Source organism: Halobacillus salinus, assembly GCF_004684905.1.
Taxonomy (GTDB): domain Bacteria; phylum Bacillota; class Bacilli; order Bacillales; family Halobacillaceae; genus Halobacillus; species Halobacillus salinus.
Map to the genome: position 1 here is coordinate 105,895 of NZ_SRJC01000002.1, position 18,033 is coordinate 123,927.

General features: G+C 44.7%; 18 protein-coding genes and 1 riboswitch. Of the genes, 5 read left to right on the forward strand and 13 right to left on the reverse strand.

The features are described from left to right. Positions 1-62: 62 nt before the first annotated feature. Positions 63-908, forward strand: a complete 846-nt coding sequence (locus E4663_RS11140; RefSeq protein ID WP_135327672.1) for a TetR/AcrR family transcriptional regulator — start codon at positions 63-65, stop codon at positions 906-908. Positions 909-1,234: 326 nt separating this feature from the next. Here the strand turns inward: E4663_RS11140 and E4663_RS11145 are convergent, their stop codons facing one another. The 3 genes from E4663_RS11145 to E4663_RS11155 all read right to left on the reverse strand — a co-directional run bounded on the left by E4663_RS11145 (position 1,235) and on the right by E4663_RS11155 (position 3,221). Further along, positions 1,235-1,690: a hypothetical protein gene (locus E4663_RS11145; RefSeq protein WP_135327673.1), complete on the reverse strand. Its 456-nt coding sequence runs from the start codon at positions 1,688-1,690 to the stop codon at positions 1,235-1,237. A gap of 11 nt (positions 1,691-1,701) precedes the next feature. After that, positions 1,702-2,943 carry an NAD(P)/FAD-dependent oxidoreductase gene (locus tag E4663_RS11150; protein ID WP_135327674.1) on the reverse strand — a complete coding sequence of 414 codons (1,242 nt, stop codon included), beginning with the start codon at positions 2,941-2,943 and terminating at the stop codon, positions 1,702-1,704. A gap of 80 nt (positions 2,944-3,023) precedes the next feature. Then, entirely contained in the window at positions 3,024-3,221 is a 198-nt protein-coding gene (locus E4663_RS11155; RefSeq protein WP_135327675.1) for a DUF2188 domain-containing protein, read from the reverse strand. A 138-nt stretch (positions 3,222-3,359) separates the two neighbouring features. After that, positions 3,360-3,469, forward strand: a riboswitch (SAM riboswitch). Between the two features lie 71 nt (positions 3,470-3,540). Between E4663_RS11155 and metX the strand changes: the two genes are divergently transcribed. Beyond that, the gene (metX, locus tag E4663_RS11160) at positions 3,541-4,602 is read left to right on the forward strand and encodes a homoserine O-acetyltransferase MetX (protein WP_135327676.1); all 1,062 of its coding nucleotides are present in this window, start codon (positions 3,541-3,543) and stop codon (positions 4,600-4,602) included. 82 nt (positions 4,603-4,684) lie between these two features. Here the strand turns inward: metX and E4663_RS11165 are convergent, their stop codons facing one another. The 10 genes from E4663_RS11165 to E4663_RS11210 form a co-directional block, all read right to left on the reverse strand. After that, positions 4,685-5,947: a polysaccharide deacetylase family protein gene (locus E4663_RS11165; protein WP_135327677.1), complete on the reverse strand. Its 1,263-nt coding sequence runs from the start codon at positions 5,945-5,947 to the stop codon at positions 4,685-4,687. A gap of 98 nt (positions 5,948-6,045) precedes the next feature. Next, complete coding sequence (kynA, locus tag E4663_RS11170) at positions 6,046-6,882, reverse strand: tryptophan 2,3-dioxygenase (RefSeq protein WP_079477822.1); 837 nt, start codon at positions 6,880-6,882, stop codon at positions 6,046-6,048. Positions 6,883-6,896: 14 nt separating this feature from the next. Further along, the gene (locus E4663_RS11175) at positions 6,897-7,541 is read right to left on the reverse strand and encodes a DUF4166 domain-containing protein (protein ID WP_135327678.1); all 645 of its coding nucleotides are present in this window, start codon (positions 7,539-7,541) and stop codon (positions 6,897-6,899) included. Between the two features lie 505 nt (positions 7,542-8,046). Then, positions 8,047-9,570: an RQC-minor-2 family DNA-binding protein gene (locus E4663_RS11180; RefSeq protein ID WP_135327679.1), complete on the reverse strand. Its 1,524-nt coding sequence runs from the start codon at positions 9,568-9,570 to the stop codon at positions 8,047-8,049. 82 nt (positions 9,571-9,652) lie between these two features. Then, the gene (gene rpiA, locus E4663_RS11185; RefSeq protein WP_241657179.1) at positions 9,653-10,360 is read right to left on the reverse strand and encodes a ribose 5-phosphate isomerase A; all 708 of its coding nucleotides are present in this window, start codon (positions 10,358-10,360) and stop codon (positions 9,653-9,655) included. Between the two features lie 265 nt (positions 10,361-10,625). After that, positions 10,626-11,255: a response regulator transcription factor gene (locus E4663_RS11190; RefSeq protein WP_135327681.1), complete on the reverse strand. Its 630-nt coding sequence runs from the start codon at positions 11,253-11,255 to the stop codon at positions 10,626-10,628. Then, positions 11,252-12,292, reverse strand: coding sequence for a sensor histidine kinase (locus tag E4663_RS11195; protein WP_135327682.1), 1,041 nt, complete (start codon positions 12,290-12,292; stop codon positions 11,252-11,254). Before E4663_RS11195 ends, E4663_RS11190 begins: the two co-directional genes overlap by 4 nt. Further along, positions 12,289-13,002: a cell wall-active antibiotics response protein LiaF gene (gene liaF / locus E4663_RS11200; RefSeq protein WP_079477817.1), complete on the reverse strand. Its 714-nt coding sequence runs from the start codon at positions 13,000-13,002 to the stop codon at positions 12,289-12,291. Before liaF ends, E4663_RS11195 begins: the two co-directional genes overlap by 4 nt. Before the next feature lie 70 nt (positions 13,003-13,072). Further along, a complete protein-coding gene (locus E4663_RS11205) occupies positions 13,073-13,714 on the reverse strand; it encodes a PspA/IM30 family protein (RefSeq protein ID WP_079477816.1) in 642 nt (213 codons plus the stop codon). Between the two features lie 20 nt (positions 13,715-13,734). Next, positions 13,735-14,079 (reverse strand): lmo0954 family membrane protein, encoded by a 345-nt coding sequence (locus E4663_RS11210; RefSeq protein ID WP_079477815.1) that lies wholly within the window; start codon positions 14,077-14,079, stop codon positions 13,735-13,737. A gap of 246 nt (positions 14,080-14,325) precedes the next feature. Here E4663_RS11210 and E4663_RS11215 point away from each other — a divergent pair, with 246 nt between their 5' ends. The 3 genes from E4663_RS11215 to E4663_RS11225 are packed head-to-tail and all read left to right on the forward strand — an operon-like array spanning position 14,326 to position 17,924. Further along, complete coding sequence (locus E4663_RS11215; protein ID WP_135327683.1) at positions 14,326-16,131, forward strand: polysaccharide biosynthesis protein; 1,806 nt, start codon at positions 14,326-14,328, stop codon at positions 16,129-16,131. Positions 16,132-16,146: 15 nt separating this feature from the next. Then, entirely contained in the window at positions 16,147-16,917 is a 771-nt protein-coding gene (locus E4663_RS11220; RefSeq protein ID WP_135327684.1) for a GNAT family N-acetyltransferase, read from the forward strand. A gap of 2 nt (positions 16,918-16,919) precedes the next feature. Beyond that, positions 16,920-17,924: a lipid II:glycine glycyltransferase FemX gene (locus E4663_RS11225; RefSeq protein WP_158290483.1), complete on the forward strand. Its 1,005-nt coding sequence runs from the start codon at positions 16,920-16,922 to the stop codon at positions 17,922-17,924. Positions 17,925-18,033: the final 109 nt, after the last annotated feature.

Here is an 18,033-nt window from a genome sequence, read left to right on the forward strand (position 1 = left end):
TATAGTCATAAGTCAAGTGAAAGAGTAAACATAAAGAACGATCTAAAAAAGGAGTTCGCTTTATGGACGAAAAATCCATCCACATCATTGAAGAGTCAATCAAGTTATTCGCCAAAAAAGGCTTCAGTTCTACATCCGTCCAGGAAATCGCGGACGAATGCGGTATCTCCAAGGGCGCATTCTACTTGCATTTCAAGTCAAAGGACGCCCTGTTACTCGAAGTGTTCAATCACTTCTATCAACGCATGCAACGTAGAATAGATGAAGTTCAGTCAGATGAACTGGACGCTCGTACCAAGTTCACCGAGCAGCTTCGTATAACTTTTCAGGAAATCGCAGATCACCGAGAGTTTATTATCATGCAGGTCAGAGAACAGGCCATCCCTTTCAATGACCACATTGATGAATTTTTAAAACATATGCGTTTTAATACTTACCTTTTCTATAAAAGGCAACTGCTGTCGATCTACGGAAAGGCAATAGACTCCGCTGTATGGGAAGTGAGCCTGATCTTGCAGGGGATTTTCAAAGGGTTTATCGACCTTATTATCATCGAGGACGCCAAACTTGATTTTGAAGAAATCTCAAAGGTGATTTTGCGGCGAGCGGATTATATCGTTGAGGGTTTCAAAAACACTGGTGACCAACCGGTCATTACGGAGGAATTCATGAATGGCATCATCCCTCATGATTATTATGCAAAAGAACTTGAGGACATGATTCTAGCTTTAGATGAGGCAAAACATAAAGCAGATGGTGATCTTCAGGTTACCTTGACGGTTCTGCTTGATGAGATTCAGAAGAATCAACCTCGACCTGCGATGATCAAGGGCATGTTATCCAACTTGGAAGAGCATGCGGAACATCAAGGGCTTGCCGGCCAGATTCGCACATACTATCAACTTTAATAAAAAAGTCGAACTTCTCCGTTCGGCTTTTTATACGGATACCGCCGCTACCGTTCCGTCAACATACTTCGCTTTCCGCGGGCACGGCCACAGCCTCCTCAGAAAGCAAAGAACGCTTTTCTTCCGGGGTCTTCACCTCGTGCTTTTCCCGCAGGAGTCTACGTTTGTTGTCTACGCTCCATGCAATCCAATTCATTATTAATTACCTGCCACAGAAGGCGTTAGAAACTAAAAAAATAGTAGAATCGTACATCTATAGACTAAAAACGGAAGCAGTTTATTACTGCTTCCGTTTCTTTTTAATCAATTATGCTGTTGTAAAAGCTCTATACTTTTTCTACTTCTAGAATCTCATCTAACATAGGGTAGACGGCTTCTACACCATGTTCTGCTACTAAACACGCCACCCCGAGCGGTGTTTCCCAGAAAGTATCGGGAATGTATGGGTTTTTGAGGCCGGCGGGCTGGAATAGGGCTTTGTAGATCCGGTTCAAGTGTTGTTCGGTTTCCGCCTGGTCACCTCTTCGTTCCCCACGAGCGAGGAAAAAGACAAAACGCATCGATTGGAACAGATTATCGCCAGGCATAAACGTGTATTCCTTAAAGAATTTCAGTTGCTTTTCCGTTTGTTCCGTCAGACCACTCGGGACCGCTAAATCTCCTAAATGCTCATGTAAATGCCGATACACTTGTTGAAAAATCCTACGCTTCTCATCCTGCATGACACGATCTGTATAGATGTCTTGTAATTTGGCGTAGGCTTGTTCCTTCGTCCAATTCATCGTTCATCACCTCACTCATTAGGTTTCGATAAACGACGCACACTCTCCTGCTTTTCCTGGTAACCAAATGATTCCGCTTCCATCAGAACAGAACCGTGCAGTAAAGGCATTTCTTTAGTGTCTTCCTTCAAATGGTCTGCAAGACGTGGAACGAGCTTGTTCCAGACCATCGGATTCGCAGCCATCGTTTGGAATAAAGCTACTTCATTCATAGTCCATTCCCTGAGCGATTTTATATAGTCTATAGTAAGCTTGAAGCCAGGTAACAGCTGTTCATCTCGTTTCACACGGAAAGCTTCAAGCGCTCCTTCAACATCTTCACTCGTCAATGCTTCTGCTAGCAGGAAAGATTGCATGAATGCATCATTGATGCCAAGACCTGTACTCGGATCTTTACTGTGGCCTGCATCTCCAACAAGAGCCCATCCAGGACCATAAGCCTCTCGGAAATGGTTCGGCATCCCTTTCGTCCCGATGATCTTCCCTTCCAGTTCAGCCCCTTCCATACGTCTTTCCATATCATATAGCTCTTTATATATTGCTTCGAATTGCGCTTTCGGGTCCTTCATCATCTCTTTGAATTCACTCGGATGGATTTCGAGACCCAAACAGTCCCTCCCCTCTTCCATCGGGAAGTAGAAGCCTATTCTGCCTTCATGAAGAAAAATTTCCGTCGTCGGCTTCGATAATGGTTCAATTCCTCTGTAATATCCATATAAAACCGGACGTAACGGCTCATGGGTTTCATATTCTGAAGCATCCACCCACTTCGCAATGTTCGAATGCTTCCCGTCTGCTCCGACGACCCAACTGGAGCGGACCTGTTCTTGCTCCCCTTTTTTATTTTCCGTTTCCACCCCGACTACATGTCCATCGTCCCACAGTAAACTTTTCACTGAATGCTGTTCTCTCACTACCACTCCATCATATTGCATCGCCTTCTGAAGCAATACATAGTCCAAATGGTCGCGCCGGGGGATAATCGTGTAATTCGGACGCGGCCCTTCCACGAACGCACTTCCGATATATGTACGCATCCGCTCGATTTTCCTAAGCCCAGTAGCTTCTACTTCCTCTAAAACACCTAATTGTTCTAAGTAATCTGTGTGAGACATATGGTGCGTAGATAAAGTATCGCTCGGAAAAGAGGCTTTATCTATAAGCAAGACGCTTTTCCCCTGCTGCCCCAAACGAATGGCAAGACTACTCCCCGCCACACGTGCTCCTACGATGACCACGTCATATTGCTTCATCTTCGATTCCCATCCTTCTTGTTTTTCCTTAATCGTACCAAAAAGAAAACCAGAGGGACAATGTACCTGTCCCCTCTGGTTTAAAACGTACGCTCTGATTCTACTTCGTGGTTTTTGTCCATGATCAATACGCGACTTGGTTTGTTCTTTTCAGCGATCTCTACTGCCTTTTCCACCGCCTGGTCTCTTTCATCGTATTGGTCAGTCGGGGCAACATCTTCAATCTTGACTACCCAGCCTGTTGCATCTTTATTAGGTACTACACTGTATTCTTTCATGATTCAAACACTCCTTTTTGTTCATTGGTACACCATTCCCACCACCATTTCGATTCAAACCTACAAAAGATTCGTTTGACATTCAGCTCAATGCTCGATATAATTTTTATCAATTAAATAATCGGAATAGTAAAAATACTCTTATCGAGAGCGGCAGAGGGACTAGGCCCTGTGATGCCCGGCAACCTTCAAGCAGATGCTTGAAAAGGTGCTAATTCCTACAGATCGAACGGTCTGGCAGATAAGGGGAGGAATCTTTCAAACAAAAACCTCTTCTTATTCGGAAGAGGTTTTTTTATTGTTCCAGAGGAGGGCTTTCATGTCTATACAAAACCCGACAGCTTCTGATCGAACGTCCGCCACCATTGAGATTGGGCCGTTTACGTTCGAAAGTGGGGAACAACTTCAACAGGTGGAACTTGCTTATGAGCGTGTCGGGCCGGTTGATGCCCCGTTGATTCTCGTATGTCACGCTTTAACCGGGAACCAAGATGCTGTTGGTCTGCCAGAATCGCCAGGTTGGTGGTCCGGTTTGATCGGTCCGGGTGCTCCAATTGATACAGAAAAGTATCAAGTCATCACCTTCAATGTGCTCGGGGGATGCCATGGCTCGACTGGACCCGCCAGCCTCCACCCAGAAACACAAGAACCGTACCGACTATCATTTCCGACTGTCACGATTCGGGATATGGTGCATGCTCAATACTTAGCTCTCCAAAAACTCGATATCAAACACATTCATAGTGTGGTAGGAGGCTCCCTTGGTGGGATGCAAGTATGTGAGTGGGGGTTGCTTTACCCTAAGTTCATGCACGCTCTATTCATTTTGGCTGCCACCCCCTATCTATCGGATTACGGCATTGCGTTCAATCATATCGGGGCACGCGCCATTCAAGACGACCCCTTTTACAAAGAAGGACAGTATAACTCCAATGAAGATTTGAGAGGATTCGAGCTTGCTAGAATGGCAGGAATGGTCACCTATAGAAGTAACAAGCTTTTCGAAAAGAGGTTCGACCGAGGTCTCCAACCTTCCAGCCAGTACAAGATCCAGTCCTACCTCAATTATCAAGGGGAAAAAATCAAACAACGCTTTGATGCAAACAGCTACCTATATCTACTCAACGCGATGAATCACCATGATATCGGACGCAATCGTGGGAACTGGAAAAAAGCAGCTCAGCAATACCAAGTGCCCGTTTATTCAATGAGCTTCGAACATGATTTGTTATATCCTGAAGATTTGATGCAGCAATTCTCAACGAATGTACCTCAAGGAGAACATCGCCACGTGTCTACCGATTATGGACACGATGGTTTCTTAGTAGAGTTCGATCGTTGGGGGGAGTGGATAAGGGAGAAACTAGCTAGCTTAGGATAGGTGGCAACCTTGCTAGCCTGGGATCCCAAAGCGAGCGAGGAAGCCTAAAAAAGCCTGTGACGTTTAGTCACAGGCTTTTTTTCTATTTACTCATTTCACTTACCGTTACGAATTCATAACCTTGCTCATTTAAGCTCTCTATAATGAGGTCTGTCGCTTTAATCACGGAAGGATGAAGATCACTTAACACGATGACCGATCCATCTTCCACCTCAGAAAGGACTGTTTGAGCGATTTCGAATGCTTGTTTATTCTTCTCGTCTTCTACACCTACAGAGTAGCCGACCGATTGCAGCTCTTGATTGTAGGTGATCTGCTCACCAAATGGGAGACGGATCAGAGAAGGCTTATATCCGACAGCTTCTCCGATCACTTTTTGGGTAGCCGCAATTTGGCGATCAATTTCGTCAGAAGTCAACCTGGACATACGAGGGTGATCCCACGTATGATTTCCGATTTCATGTCCAGCTTGAGAAACGGCTTGTGCCACTTCCGGATAGTATTGGACTCTTTTCCCTAACATGAAAAAGGTCGCTTCTACTTGATGCTTCTCAAGGACATTCAAAAGGTCAGGAGTGACTTTAGGGTGTGGCCCATTCTCAAATGTCAGGGCTACCCGCTTCTTGCCATCCTTCTCCTCCATTGTCCTTTTGGCAGAAGCATTACTTGAGAAGCTTTCCAGTGATTCTGGCTTCTCCATATTAGTCTGATTAGATGGCTCTTGTGTTTGCTCTGTCAGCTCAGCATACTCGTCTTTCAATTCCTGCTTCATTGCCTTCTCGCCTATGACACGCTCGTCACCGTCTTGATATACGGTGAACCCTTGTCCATTCCATGCCACTTGTTTTCCTTTAAGCTCATCTATCCATTCAGACTGTTCGTTCTTGAAGAAATCCTTGATTTCAAGTCTCGCTCCCTGTTCTTTGCCGAAGTTCATAATTGTCTCTGTTGTAATGGGATCCCCATCACCAGTATCCATCGTTTCAGTGAAACGAACGACAAAGAAATATTCATCCTGGTGTAAGATGTCAAAATCAATATGCAGTTCATGGACTTTTTCTGCATCCTGATTTCTGGAAGCTTGATAACTTTTTTGTTTGAATTCTGCTTTTTTTTCATTTTTATAGTCTATAATCGTTTGATCGATTTGATTGTTTGGTGTCTGTGGGTAATGAATCGTCATGTGATAGGCTTGAAATTCTGTAATATCTGTCGCCATATCAATCTCATATTCTGGTTGCAAAGTGTCACGCTTTTGATCAGAGCTGCTTGCATTCGCTATAAAGGAGCAAGCGGTTAGGAACATCAACGTCAGTGTTACAATATAGATCAAAGGTTGTTTCATTAATTTATACCTCTTTTTTTAGCACTAGTCGTCTGAGATCTATTGTAACACAAATGTAATATTGTTTTAATTGATTCGTTATATTCAGTATATTCAAATTATAATGAAGTACGAACGTCCCATAATTCTGGGAAAAAGCGATGGTCCAACACTTTCTTCAAGTACCCCACTCCAGATGAGCCACCTGTACCTTTCTTGTGGCCAATAATCCGCTCCACTGTCTTCATATGACGGAATCGCCACTGCTGCAAGTGATCCTCGATATCCACAAGCTTTTCAGCGAGCTGGTATAAATCCCAATACTGATCGACATTTTTATACACTTTGCTCCAGGCAGCTTCTACTGATGGATCAGCATGATAGATTTCCGTGTACTCACGAGCTAGAACATCCGGGTTGATGGCAAAACCTGCTTCCGCAAGCTTCTCTATTGCTGCATCATAAATACTCGGCGCTTCGAATGCTTCTTTCAATTCTTTATGTAATGCAGGGTCTTTCTCATAGATCTTCAATACGTGAGGCGTCTTATATCCGAGTGCGAACTCTACCATACGATACTGATACGATTGGAACCCAGATGCTTGTCCAAGCGAGTCTCTGAACTCGATGTATTCCGCCGGAGTTAATGTGGATAGCACGTCCCAAGCTTGTATGATTTGATTTTGGATATTCGATACGCGCGCAAGCATTTTGAAAGCCTCTTGAATATCGCCTTTTCGAATATTATCGATGGCAGCACGTAGTTCATGCAGAATCAGCTTCATCCACAGTTCACTTACTTGGTGGATGATGATGAACAACATTTCATCATGGTGGGAGGAGAGACGCGTCTGGCTTGAAAGGAGATCGCCAAGCTGCAGGTACTCTCCGTACGTCATTTTTTCTTTGAAGTCTGTATGGACCTTCTCATTTTCTTTTGAATCTTTTGGGTTCATTTCTAATACGCTCCTTATACTAAGATGCCGCGTTCTGGAATGTTACTGTAGGTCATAGGTAAGAACTCCGTGTAAAACGTTCCTTCATACATTAAGACGGTTCCGAAAACAGGGTGTTCTACGTGAACATGGACGTGAAACTCTTCTTTTTCCTCATCGTAATGTTCATAAACAGAAGTGTGGGGACCTGGCAATTGTACCTTACCTTGATAAGTCATCCCCTTAGACTTCATAAACAGACCACCTTCATTCGTCACATGCAAATCCAACTCCACTTGCAGGGCTCCGGATTTGCCTATGTCATCTACAATTGTTCCCTTTTCTTCATCGTAACGCATCGATGCGTCAAAGCCTCTTATCGCATAGGGAAAGAAAAAGCGGCGAATCCAGCTAACCGTTTCGCGTCCTTGGTCATCTTGGTAAGCGAAGTTCTCTAACGTAAACGGGACATTCTTCCCCCGCTCGCCAAAGATAAGATGATCGATTACCCCGGCTTGAAGGAACGGTCTTAGGAGCGGATTCATTCCTCTGATTTCAGTCATTCGACCTTGGCCAAGTGCCATTAAGTTTTGTTTGCTTGTCAATCCGTACTTCTTCTGCATTTCTGGATGTAAGCGATGAAACTCACTACCGAGTGCTTGATGATAAATCGACTGCATTCCGATTCCCCTCTCCTTTGCTGTTTACAAGAATTATAACACAAGAAAACGGTTGCATTATGGGTGTGTCTATGCTTTTAGAAAAATGTTCACACACCTCTCCTACTCATAAGAAAGCTATCTAGTAATGTTGGTGTCCTAGCCGTGCTTTCATAGGAACCTCTCCCAGTCACTATTTGGCAGCCTTCGGAAACGAAGTATGTTGGAGCTGTGCATGGACTATTTGCATTAGGAAAGAGGTTGGGACAAAACTTTATCTTCCACTAAACGAAACAATCAAGTACAACCCACTTTATTAAGCGGAGGCAACATACGTAGACTCCTGCAGGAATAGCACGAGGTGAAGACCCCGGAAGAAAGTGGTTTTTGCTTTCTGAGGAGGCTGAGGCCGTGCCCGCGGAAAGCGAAGTATGTTGCCGAAGCGGTCCATGCACGTAACATAAAGAAACCCCGAACGATTTGTTCGGGGTTTCTAACAATAGAGTTATCTTTTCCAGTCCACTCTTCACATGACTTCTTCTGCATAATCGCTGACGGAGTATCCTTTTTGCTGCTTCATCAACCATCCTTGTTTCTCCAACTGGTTGAAAAGCTTCTGTACATGTTTCTCCGGCCAATCGGATAGCAATCCGAACCAGCGCGTTTCATGCAATTTCAACGTTCTCAATTTATTAGTCGCTTTGCCAGACAACACTTGGGTAAGCGTATGGGCCGGATAATCGGTTCCATAATAGTGGATCAAATCGAGAATTTGCTGGGTTTTCGCATAAGTGAGCGAGTGCCCTTTGACGGTTAAGATGATATCCTCTTCGCCGTACCGAACCTCTTCAAGCTTCTCCTGCAGCTCATCTAAGACATGATGGGTCAGCGGATATACTTGATTAGGGAGAACCTCCAACCATTTCGGAAGTTCTTTGAAAATCGTGACATCTTCTAGCTCAACATCCGATAACCATAATAGATGGGATGCTTTGCGAGCCGGAATGGTAATGTGCTTTATTTTGTTGTACATATCTAAAACAGGATATTCTTGCAAGTCTATTCGCTGTTGTTGGTATCGCTCGATCAATTGAACGGTATCTAAACTCTCATCGAGAGTGTTAGCTGCTGCAGCTAATTTCTTCCTCAATGCTCGGAGTTGGTCCAGCTGGTCCAGTAATCGAGTGTTTTGTTCGGCGATTTCGTTGAACTGCTTCTCGATCGTATTCATCCGTTTCTCTGCACGCTCCACATCGAAGTCTTCTTCAAAGCTGACGCAATGATGATCGACGTGATAGTACAGGTGGAAATCACAGATTTCACAGCTGCAACATATCGTACGATGGTGTGAATCGAAGTGAAGCTCCTTTTCATGAGAGCAACTTCCCTTCTCGCCATCGAGCCAGTCTTCCGGCATCGCACGGTAAGGTCGCATGACGATTTCGACACGATGTCTCCAATACGAAATGTCTTCCGGATATTTTAATACAGACAGTAAAGCTGATTGATTCATCGTCTCCACCGACTCAATCACTTCCCGCTTCTCATGAATCAACCGGATCAGCGGATCGTTGTGGAAAGCATCAGCGATTCTTTTCAGCCAATGTTCTCGAGTATGCTTGCTTACATCAGCTAAGAACATGTAGTCCTCCAGCACATGGCCGATATGTCTATACAATTGTTCTGCTGATAAGTGCGTAAAGTCTTTATGATAAAGGAACTCTTCTTTCAGAGGTAGTCCATGTTCTGCAGGGAGCGACCTCCATAGAAACAGTTCTGGGCGTAGTAAATGAGGATATACCGTTTCGTCTTTTTGCAAGGAAACGGGTAGTACCGCTTCACCTGTCAAGTTCAAATAAGCGCGTATTTTTGTTACATCCCATTCGTTATCATAGATGTGGTCCATAATCGTATCATTGAGTCTAGACAGTAACCCTCGCTCAAACTTGTGTCCGATCGATCTGATCTGTTTATTCTTCTTCCCAATCGGCGCAAGGGCAAGTAGCGGATAACGTTCGTCTTGATAAGTAATCCTCTCTGGCAGTCCCATAACGATTCTCCTTTGAATGAAGGATTTACTACTATTATAGAAAAAGTATTAAAAAGTACCAATGAATATAAGCAAAATGGGCTCAGACCGTTAAGATTTCCACGGAATACCCAATAAATAAGCCTGTCTCAATGACACCTGGAATGGAGCTGAGTTCTTTTTCCATCCCGTCTTCTATATGGTCAAACCGGACATCTAAGAGAATATTTCCTGCTTCCGTGATAAGTGGGCCATCTTTAGACTGAGCCATCCTCATGGTCACTTCTCTTGCAGCGTAACGCTCAAGGCTCGTCTCCACCAAATGAACCGCTCGAGGATCCACTTCTATCGGGACGGCGAACTTCTCACCGAGTCTTTCGACAAATTTACTTTCGTCTACTAGAATATACGTCTTAGGTGAGCTTGCCATGACAAGCTTTTCGGCAAATAATGCGCCACCTCTCCCTTTGATCAGCCGGTTCTGCCCGTCCACTTCATCCGCCCCATCAAATCCCCAGTCAGGTCTAGCTGCTGATAACGTTGTTGTCTTCAGCCCTAGTTTGGAGCAGTTCATCATGGCCTCTAGGGACGTCGGGATCGCCAGGACCTCGAGGTTCTCCTGTTTCACCCGCTCCGCAATAGACTGGAGGGCAAGAAAGGAAGTGGATCCTGATCCGACTCCGATCGTGTCACCGTTCTTTACGAAACGACTGACTTCATCTGCCACTCTCTGCTTCGCATCCTTATTCGATATTTCACCAGACCAACTGTCTTTCTTCGCTAAGCGGTTATTCCATTTCAAAAGCCTCACCTCTTTACTACTGTTATTCCCGAAAACACTGAAAAACAAGCACACTGTTTCTAACCTCAGTGTATCAAAGTTCTCTGTTCTCCGGTCTCTTCCTGTTCTATCCCATGTATCTTTTACTCGTTCTTTACATAGGGTGAACATAAAGGAGGATAATGAATGAACCGCATTTATTTCAAACTGTTGGCTTTTTACCTCATCCTGATATCCGCCTTGCTTTTTTTCATTCTCCTGTAGAAAAAAACCCCTCACCTTCGTTCGGGAGGGGTTAGACAAGGTCATGCTTGAATGCATAAATGACAGCCTGGGTCCGGTCCTGGACTTGTAATTTACCAAGGATGTTACTGACGTGTACCTTCACTGTCTTCAGCGCAATATAGAGCTCATCAGAAATATCTTGATTCGTCTTCCCTTCTGTCATTAGCAGCAGGATCTCCATTTCACGATTTGTCAGCTGTTCATGCAATGGTATATCACCTGAATTTCGCATTTTGGTCATGATTTTACCGGTTACTTCCGGCTCTAAAATGGACTGGCCTTCGTATGTAGCTCGAATGGCCTTGGCAATTTCTTCTGCCTTCGATGTCTTCAGCATATAACTGGTTGCGCCTGCTTCCAGCGCAGGATAGACTTTTTCATCGTCCAGGAAACTTGTGACGATAATGATTTTCGCATCCGGCCACTGTTCGACGATTTTCTGAGTCGCTTCAATTCCATCCATCTCTTTCATCACTAAATCCATTAAGATGATGTCAGGTCTATGCTCAAGCGCAAGGTCTACGGCTTCTGTCCCATCATCCGCTTCTGCAATTACTTCAATGTCTCGTTGAGCTGATAAATAAGCCGAAACTCCGATCCGTACCATCTCATGGTCATCGGCGAATAATACTTTGATCACGAGTATGTCTCCTCCTTCTTCCGATAAGGAACTTTCACTTCAAGACGCGTGCCTTGGTTTTTCAAGCTGACGATTTTCAGCGAACCTCCGACTTCACTCGCCCTTTCCTGCATATTCTGAAGTCCGTAAGAGCTTGATTTCGCTTCCTCTACATCGAACCCTATCCCATCATCAATCACTCGCAAAATGATGTTCTGTTCCCGCTCCATCAGGGAAACGCTCAAAGCTTCCGCCTTCGCGTGACGTAAGGTGTTGGATACAGACTCTTGAAGGATACGGAATAATTGATCTTCGAGTCCTTTCTCAAGGGCCACCTCTTCAATCGACCAATCCACTTCCATCGGAACCTTTTGGGTCAATTCATAGAGAAGTTCTTCTATCCCTTCTGATAATGCCTTATCCTTCAATGCTACAGGACGCAAATGCAACAATAACGCCCGCATTTCCAGTTGCGATTGGTGGATCATCTTCTCCACCATATCCAGCTGCTTCTTCATAGCAGGGTCAGCTGGGGCTTCGGAATCGTTAATCGCTGACATCATCATCGAGGCTGCGAATAACTGCTGGCTGACGGAGTCATGCAGTTCTCTTGCAAGCCGGTTTCGCTCTTGAACGACGACCTCTTGCAAGCTCTTCTCTCTGTCTTCTGCCCTCTCCGTCGCTACTTTTTGAGCGAGTGCTGTCTGCTGTTCAAACTTCTCTTCAATCTGTTTCATCCTTGCTTCGATTTCATTCATTTCGCTGACTTCTGATTGACCATAGACGACAGGGTTCCCTTTCCCTATTTCTCCAAGCTGATACTCGACCGCTTGGAGTGTACGCTTCCAAATCCACCCTTGTGTTAATCCAACCAGGATCCCAATTGAAATGGAGAACGTCAATACAAGGAATACATAAGGAAGATCGAGCACTGTATGCGTCCATAAGTCAGACCATTCATCCAAAGGAAAAGCGATGAATGTGAACCCTAAGAGAACACAGGTGAACCCTAGAAACGTGAGGACTCCAACAATTGTTTGTCTCTGCCAGGCACTCATATTCGTTTCACCTCTAAATTACCAGAAAGCAGCGAGGTGACGATTTTCACACGAGGACGCTGACTGCTGTAACCAGGCGTTTGATAAGACACGACCTGATTCAAGACCTTTGATTTCTGATATTGGAAAATAGCTGATCTTCCGAATACGGAGCTGTGAAGTATTGATACTTCGACGTCATAAGGCACGTAAATGACGAGGTTTCCGACAAGGTGACGGATGGAGATGACTGCCTCATCTTTCGGCAACACAGTCTGACTCAAGTCGATCACTCTGTCTCCGAACCCACCATGGATGTTGATGTCCTGCCACACGTAAGAATTAGGGGTAGACTCGTTTCCGAACAGTTTCTGCTTCAAGATTGGCTCTGTATGATCCGGAATTTCCTGGTCGATAATTTCAGGCGTTATGCGCTCCGGAGTCTTCTTTGTTCTGTAATAATCCCGAACGAACAAGAAGATAATCGCAACAATTAGAAACCGGACAGCAATCATGCTGAGCACGGTGAAAACAAGCACAATAAGTCCGAGCCAAAAGAAAATCTTCCCCCACGTTTTGCGATACTTTTTCCACCCTACATAGAGCATGAATCCGAAGAAGATCAAAGAAAAGACGAGACCTCCTTCGAAGAAAACGACTTCTACAATAAGGAGGATCACCCCTATGATTAAAATAGTGTTGATGGTGTCTGTTGAAATCCGTTTAAACATACCGGTCATCCTCCTCTCGGAAAGTAAGTAAAAGGCGCAGTCCACTGCGCCTTTTATCATACCATGTTCTTTAGTTCACCGTAACGTCCTCTTGCTCTTTGCTTTCTTTCTCAAGCTTGGCGATCTTACTGTCAAATGTATTACGGTAATAAGCGCTGTTGACCTTATACTCTAAGTCCTCGATGTAACGATCGATTTCTTGGAATCGGGAGTACGGCTTGTCCGCTGTGTCTTCGATCACCTGGTTCATCCGGTGATGGGCACGAGCAATGTTTTCACGCCCCATTACTTCCATGCGCTTCAAGTGCATATCCTTCAGCTTATGTTTCATCTCTTCATACTTGCGTTCTAATGTTTCCAGCTGCTCGATAGCGTCTCTTCTGGAAGCCTGCAGGCGCTCAGCCCTCGCTTCGTATTCTTGTTGTTCTTGATAAGCGAATTCGTACATGGAGTCCTCACCGGCACGTTTGGCGATATCAGCCTGACGCTTCCGCTTCTCCGCCATGTCCTGCGCTCTCTGATATTCCCTGGAGAATTCGTCTTTCAAACGGTATTGACGTTCGACAAGTTTTCTTACTTTCTCTGTTTCTTTTTCACTTTCGCGAAGATACTGGTTCAGCATTGCAATGGGATTCTTCTGTTCCTTGTGATCCAGTACTTCATGCAAATCGGATGAGATAGAATCTTTTAAACGAGTGAATAGATTAGCCATGTGTAAATCGCTCCCTTTTATTATTTGTGTAAATCTGCCCACTGTCTTTCAAAATTTGTGAACGGATCATCTGACTCGACTACGACGGACTCTTTCTTGCTTGTCCAACTCTTATAAATGAGGTACAAGCCATAAGCGGCTGCTAGGCCTAGTACGGCGTAAATATTCGATACCGCAACACTCAGAATGATGAGCCCAAGCACAACCCAACCGATCTTCCCAGCCGTTGAGTCAGTTTTCATGAACTGCTTGAACACGACATACAACAACCAGACGCTTACACCAAGCAAGATCATCGGGCCAAGGTTTGCAAGTAAAACGGTCAGTGCTACGAGACCTGCAATAAACAACAGAAATTTTTTCAATGATTTTCCCTCCTTGCTGATTTCTTATCTCTATCTTACCGAGGATCATAATTTGTCGTAATGAGCCAGGGCTATATTTTGAAATAGGACCAGGGGCTTAGGCGCTTCTTTACACTTCGTATAGGTTGTTTCATTATTTTTCCTCGAGATTGCCCATCTTCCCTCTATATCGCGACATTTCTATTTCCAGATAATATGATATTAAGAACCTTCCAACAACAAATTCTAAATAAAGGAGGTGTTCAAATGACAACGTTACCTACTATAAATCGTGCTTTATGGATCGCTTTCTTTGCTGCAACGGCAAGCCTGCTTGTATTCAGGGAAGATTGGTCATTAAGTATGGGAGAATACAACTCCACATTCTATTTCGCATCGTTAGTCGGACTTTGTGGAATTGCATTTCGAATGAAGGAAGACGCCCTTCATTACCTGTATGTCAGCCTAGCAGCGTTCGTTTCCTATCTAGGTTTACTATACGCCCTATCCATTGAGACCAGTTTCCTGACAGGTCCATCCTTTCCCATTTTTCTTTCTATTGCGCTGTTCGTGTCATGGTTTGCGAACATCGTAAAGAAAAACTACAGACCACCTGCCTACCAGAGATATCGCTGGAAAAGAAAGAATGCCCTAATTATCGGAGCAGGAAGTGCCGGAGCGATCGTCGCCAATGAGTTACGCTTTTCCCCTCACTCCACTTTGAATCCGGTCGGCTTTATCGATGACAATGAAAACAAACAATTTAAAAGGCTGGACGGCTTGAAAGTGTTCGGAGGTGTTGAAGACCTATCCTACTTGATCGAGCAGCTTCAAATAAAGACTGTTGTGATCGCCATTCCTTCAGCGTCCAGACAGACGATCAAAGACATCGTGGAGAAATGTAGAAAGATGAATGTAGAAGTGAAAACGGTCCCTAAATTAGTGGATATCATCGAAGGCCGGATTTCCATCAATATGATCCGCGATGTTCAAGTAGAGGACTTACTTGGCCGTGAACCAATCCAACTGGATCTTAAACCGATTTCCGACTATATGAGAGATAAAGTGGTGCTCATTACTGGCGCCGGCGGATCTATCGGATCAGAGCTTTGCAGACAAGTGACCCAATTCTCCCCAAGACAACTATTAATATTAGGCAGAGGGGAAAACAGTATCTATATGATTGAGAACGAACTTAAGAAGTCCGCCCCTACCCAATCCGTTACCAGCATCATCGCCGATGTTCAGGACGAGTGGAGTATCGAACGTGTCTTCAAGAAATACCGCCCCGATGTTGTCTTCCATGCAGCTGCCCACAAGCACGTTCCTCTTATGGAAAAACAACCGGAAGAGTCCATCAAAAATAATATCTTCGGGACACAGAACATGGCTGCTTTAGCTCATAAATATAGTACCGAACGGTTCATCCTCATCTCGACAGACAAGGCTGTAAACCCGACCAGTGTAATGGGAGCGACGAAAAGACTTGCTGAAACTATCATTCAACACTATAACCAGCATAGTGAAACAAAGTTCTCCGCTGTCCGGTTCGGGAATGTCCTGGGGTCTCGAGGGAGTGTTGTACTCCTGTTCAAAGAACAAATCGCAGCCGGAGGTCCTGTTACCGTCACCCACCCGGATATGATCCGTTATTTCATGACGATTCCAGAAGGCGTTCAATTAGTACTGCAAGCAGGCTCTTACACAGAAGGCGGAGAGATCTTTCTTTTGGATATGGGAGAGCAGATGAAAATCGTGGACCTTGCCTCGGATCTGATTCGACTTTCAGGTCTAGAGCCTGACGTAGATATCAAGATCGAGTTCACCGGCATACGTCCCGGAGAAAAGCTTTTCGAAGAAATGATGCATGCCGAAGAAGGCACGAGCTCCACAAAACACTCCCTGATTTATCAAGCGAAGTTAAAATCCTTCGATGAAAAAATTTGGAAGAAGACAATCGAGGATCTAAATGAACTTGTCCACTCAAACCAAGACGTTCCGGCGCATACGTATAAAGAGACGATAGCGCGGTTCATTCCAAACTATACCCCCTTCGACCCTAAACACTATTAGGAAAGGAGACCACTTATGGAGGTCCACATCCTGGATGAGAGTCACAGCGAATCGATTGTACAGATCCTGAAGAACGGCATGAGAAAGGACCTATTAACCCTCACCCCTTATCCTTATAAGGGGTTCCCTCTTTTTTTAAGAAGGCTGTTATCTGTAAGTCACCCGCATAACGAACGCATTTTCATCGGTGCCACAGATGATGGAGCACTAGTAGGCTTTGCAGAGTGGACTCATGGGCATGAAAACCTTCATCTGAACAACATTTACATCGCCCCGGCTGCCCGCGGAATGAAGGTCGGTACAGCTCTAATGGATTACGGCATGAAGATCGCCCGCTCGTTAAAGGTGAGCACCATTTCTTTAGACGTCTTTGCTTGGAATAGCAAGGCGCACCAATGGTACGAAAAACTAGGTTTCGAGACTGTCCAGCATCGTTACTGGACAAAACAACAGCTCCCTCAGCCCACCAGTACGAATACGTATGTCATACGTCATCTTCCGGACGCGATAGCAGGCGTGGAAAGCTACGGTTTTGGTAGACTTACGGTTCTTACGCCAACCAACGAATATGGCGTTCTATTATTAGGTGATCGACTTTTCCGTACTTCCTATCAAGAATCTGTGCTAGACCCTGTTTTGGTTTCCGCACTTCATCACATAGACCCGACTAGAGAACTGGCCCTCATTCATTCTCACCCTGATTGGAAAAAGAGTCCTTCCCTAGTAAGCGAAAGTGTACACATGAAGGCTTCGATATCCGACTGGAACGGAAAGGAGATGACATGAATATGGCGAAGTTTATTCACTTGAAGCAGAACGATGACTGGAAGCCCTTTGTCCAGCTATTTGAACATTTAGATGCGTACTACGACCCCGTTTATGTAAAACTCATGGCGGCCAAAGATCAAGGAACAGCGGAAGCCGTGTACTTTGAAAAGAACGGAACACGTATTTTCTATCCTTTCATTAAATGTCCTTATTTGGAATTCTTCGATATCGTAACGCCTTACGGGTATGGAGGACCTGTTGTAGAGGGGGATCTTTCTCTATTGAAAGACTTCTACTCTCACATTAATCAACTGGCGAAGGAGCAAGGGATCATCACAGAGAAAATCAAATGCCACCCACTTCTAACCCCGGCAAAAGAACTTTCAGAGATCATGGAACTTGAAAACGTACAGCAAACAACAGCTGTCGACCTCACATCAAGCTACGAAGAAATCCGGCAGGGCTATTCCAGCTCGAACAAGCGCAACATCAATAAAGCGAAGCGAAAAGGGGTTCAGGTGATTGTCGACGAAGACTTACGATACTTGAAAGATTTCCAACATCTATATGAAGAAACGATGACTCGAAACGAGGCAGATACTTCATTTTATTTTCCAGATGTCTACTATGAAGAACAGATGAAAGAATCCATCTTATATGAACCAAAACTTCTCATTGCTAGACACGAGGGTAAGACGATTGCAGGCGCTATTGTCTTACTCGGCAAACAGTGGGCGCACTATCATCTAGGGGCATCGAGCAGCGAATTCCTTCCGCTACGTGCTAATAACCTACTATTTGATGAAATGGTTCAGTACTGCCAAAAACAAGGACACTCTCTCCTACATCTAGGGGGTGGTACAGGGGGAAATGATGGACTGTTCCGCTTCAAATCTTCTTTTACGAATGGAAACCATTTCGACTTCAAGATTGCGAAGCATGTCCTTGATCAGGATTTGTACCGTCAACTGACCAAAAATAAAACATCCCAACAACAACACTTCTTCCCGGGATATAGGTACTAATAAAAGAAATAGAGGATTCAAACGCTACAAAACCCGAACCATTGGTTCGGGTTTTGTTTATACAATAGTAAGTTCGTGCATCGCTCCGGCAACATACTTCGCTTTTTCC

What these genes read in the sequence shown, in the direction of transcription:
- E4663_RS11145 (WP_135327673.1), bottom strand. Translation starts at nt 1,690, where the DNA reads ATGAATTGGACGAAGGAACAAGCCTACGCCAAATTACAAGACATCTAT.
- E4663_RS11155 (WP_135327675.1), bottom strand. Translation starts at nt 3,221, where the DNA reads ATGAAAGAATACAGTGTAGTACCTAATAAAGATGCAACAGGCTGGGTA.
- kynA (WP_079477822.1), bottom strand. Translation starts at nt 6,882, where the DNA reads ATGAACCCAAAAGATTCAAAAGAAAATGAGAAGGTCCATACAGACTTC.
- E4663_RS11205 (WP_079477816.1), bottom strand. Translation starts at nt 13,714, where the DNA reads ATGGCTAATCTATTCACTCGTTTAAAAGATTCTATCTCATCCGATTTG.
- liaF (WP_079477817.1), bottom strand. Translation starts at nt 13,002, where the DNA reads ATGTTTAAACGGATTTCAACAGACACCATCAACACTATTTTAATCATA.
- E4663_RS11215 (WP_135327683.1), top strand. Translation starts at nt 14,326, where the DNA reads ATGACAACGTTACCTACTATAAATCGTGCTTTATGGATCGCTTTCTTT.
- metX (WP_135327676.1), top strand. Translation starts at nt 3,541, where the DNA reads ATGTCTATACAAAACCCGACAGCTTCTGATCGAACGTCCGCCACCATT.
- E4663_RS11225 (WP_158290483.1), top strand. Translation starts at nt 16,920, where the DNA reads ATGGCGAAGTTTATTCACTTGAAGCAGAACGATGACTGGAAGCCCTTT.
- E4663_RS11175 (WP_135327678.1), bottom strand. Translation starts at nt 7,541, where the DNA reads ATGCAGTCGATTTATCATCAAGCACTCGGTAGTGAGTTTCATCGCTTA.
- E4663_RS11220 (WP_135327684.1), top strand. Translation starts at nt 16,147, where the DNA reads ATGGAGGTCCACATCCTGGATGAGAGTCACAGCGAATCGATTGTACAG.
- E4663_RS11180 (WP_135327679.1), bottom strand. Translation starts at nt 9,570, where the DNA reads ATGGGACTGCCAGAGAGGATTACTTATCAAGACGAACGTTATCCGCTA.
- E4663_RS11165 (WP_135327677.1), bottom strand. Translation starts at nt 5,947, where the DNA reads ATGAAACAACCTTTGATCTATATTGTAACACTGACGTTGATGTTCCTA.
- E4663_RS11150 (WP_135327674.1), bottom strand. Translation starts at nt 2,943, where the DNA reads ATGAAGCAATATGACGTGGTCATCGTAGGAGCACGTGTGGCGGGGAGT.
- E4663_RS11195 (WP_135327682.1), bottom strand. Translation starts at nt 12,292, where the DNA reads ATGAGTGCCTGGCAGAGACAAACAATTGTTGGAGTCCTCACGTTTCTA.
- E4663_RS11140 (WP_135327672.1), top strand. Translation starts at nt 63, where the DNA reads ATGGACGAAAAATCCATCCACATCATTGAAGAGTCAATCAAGTTATTC.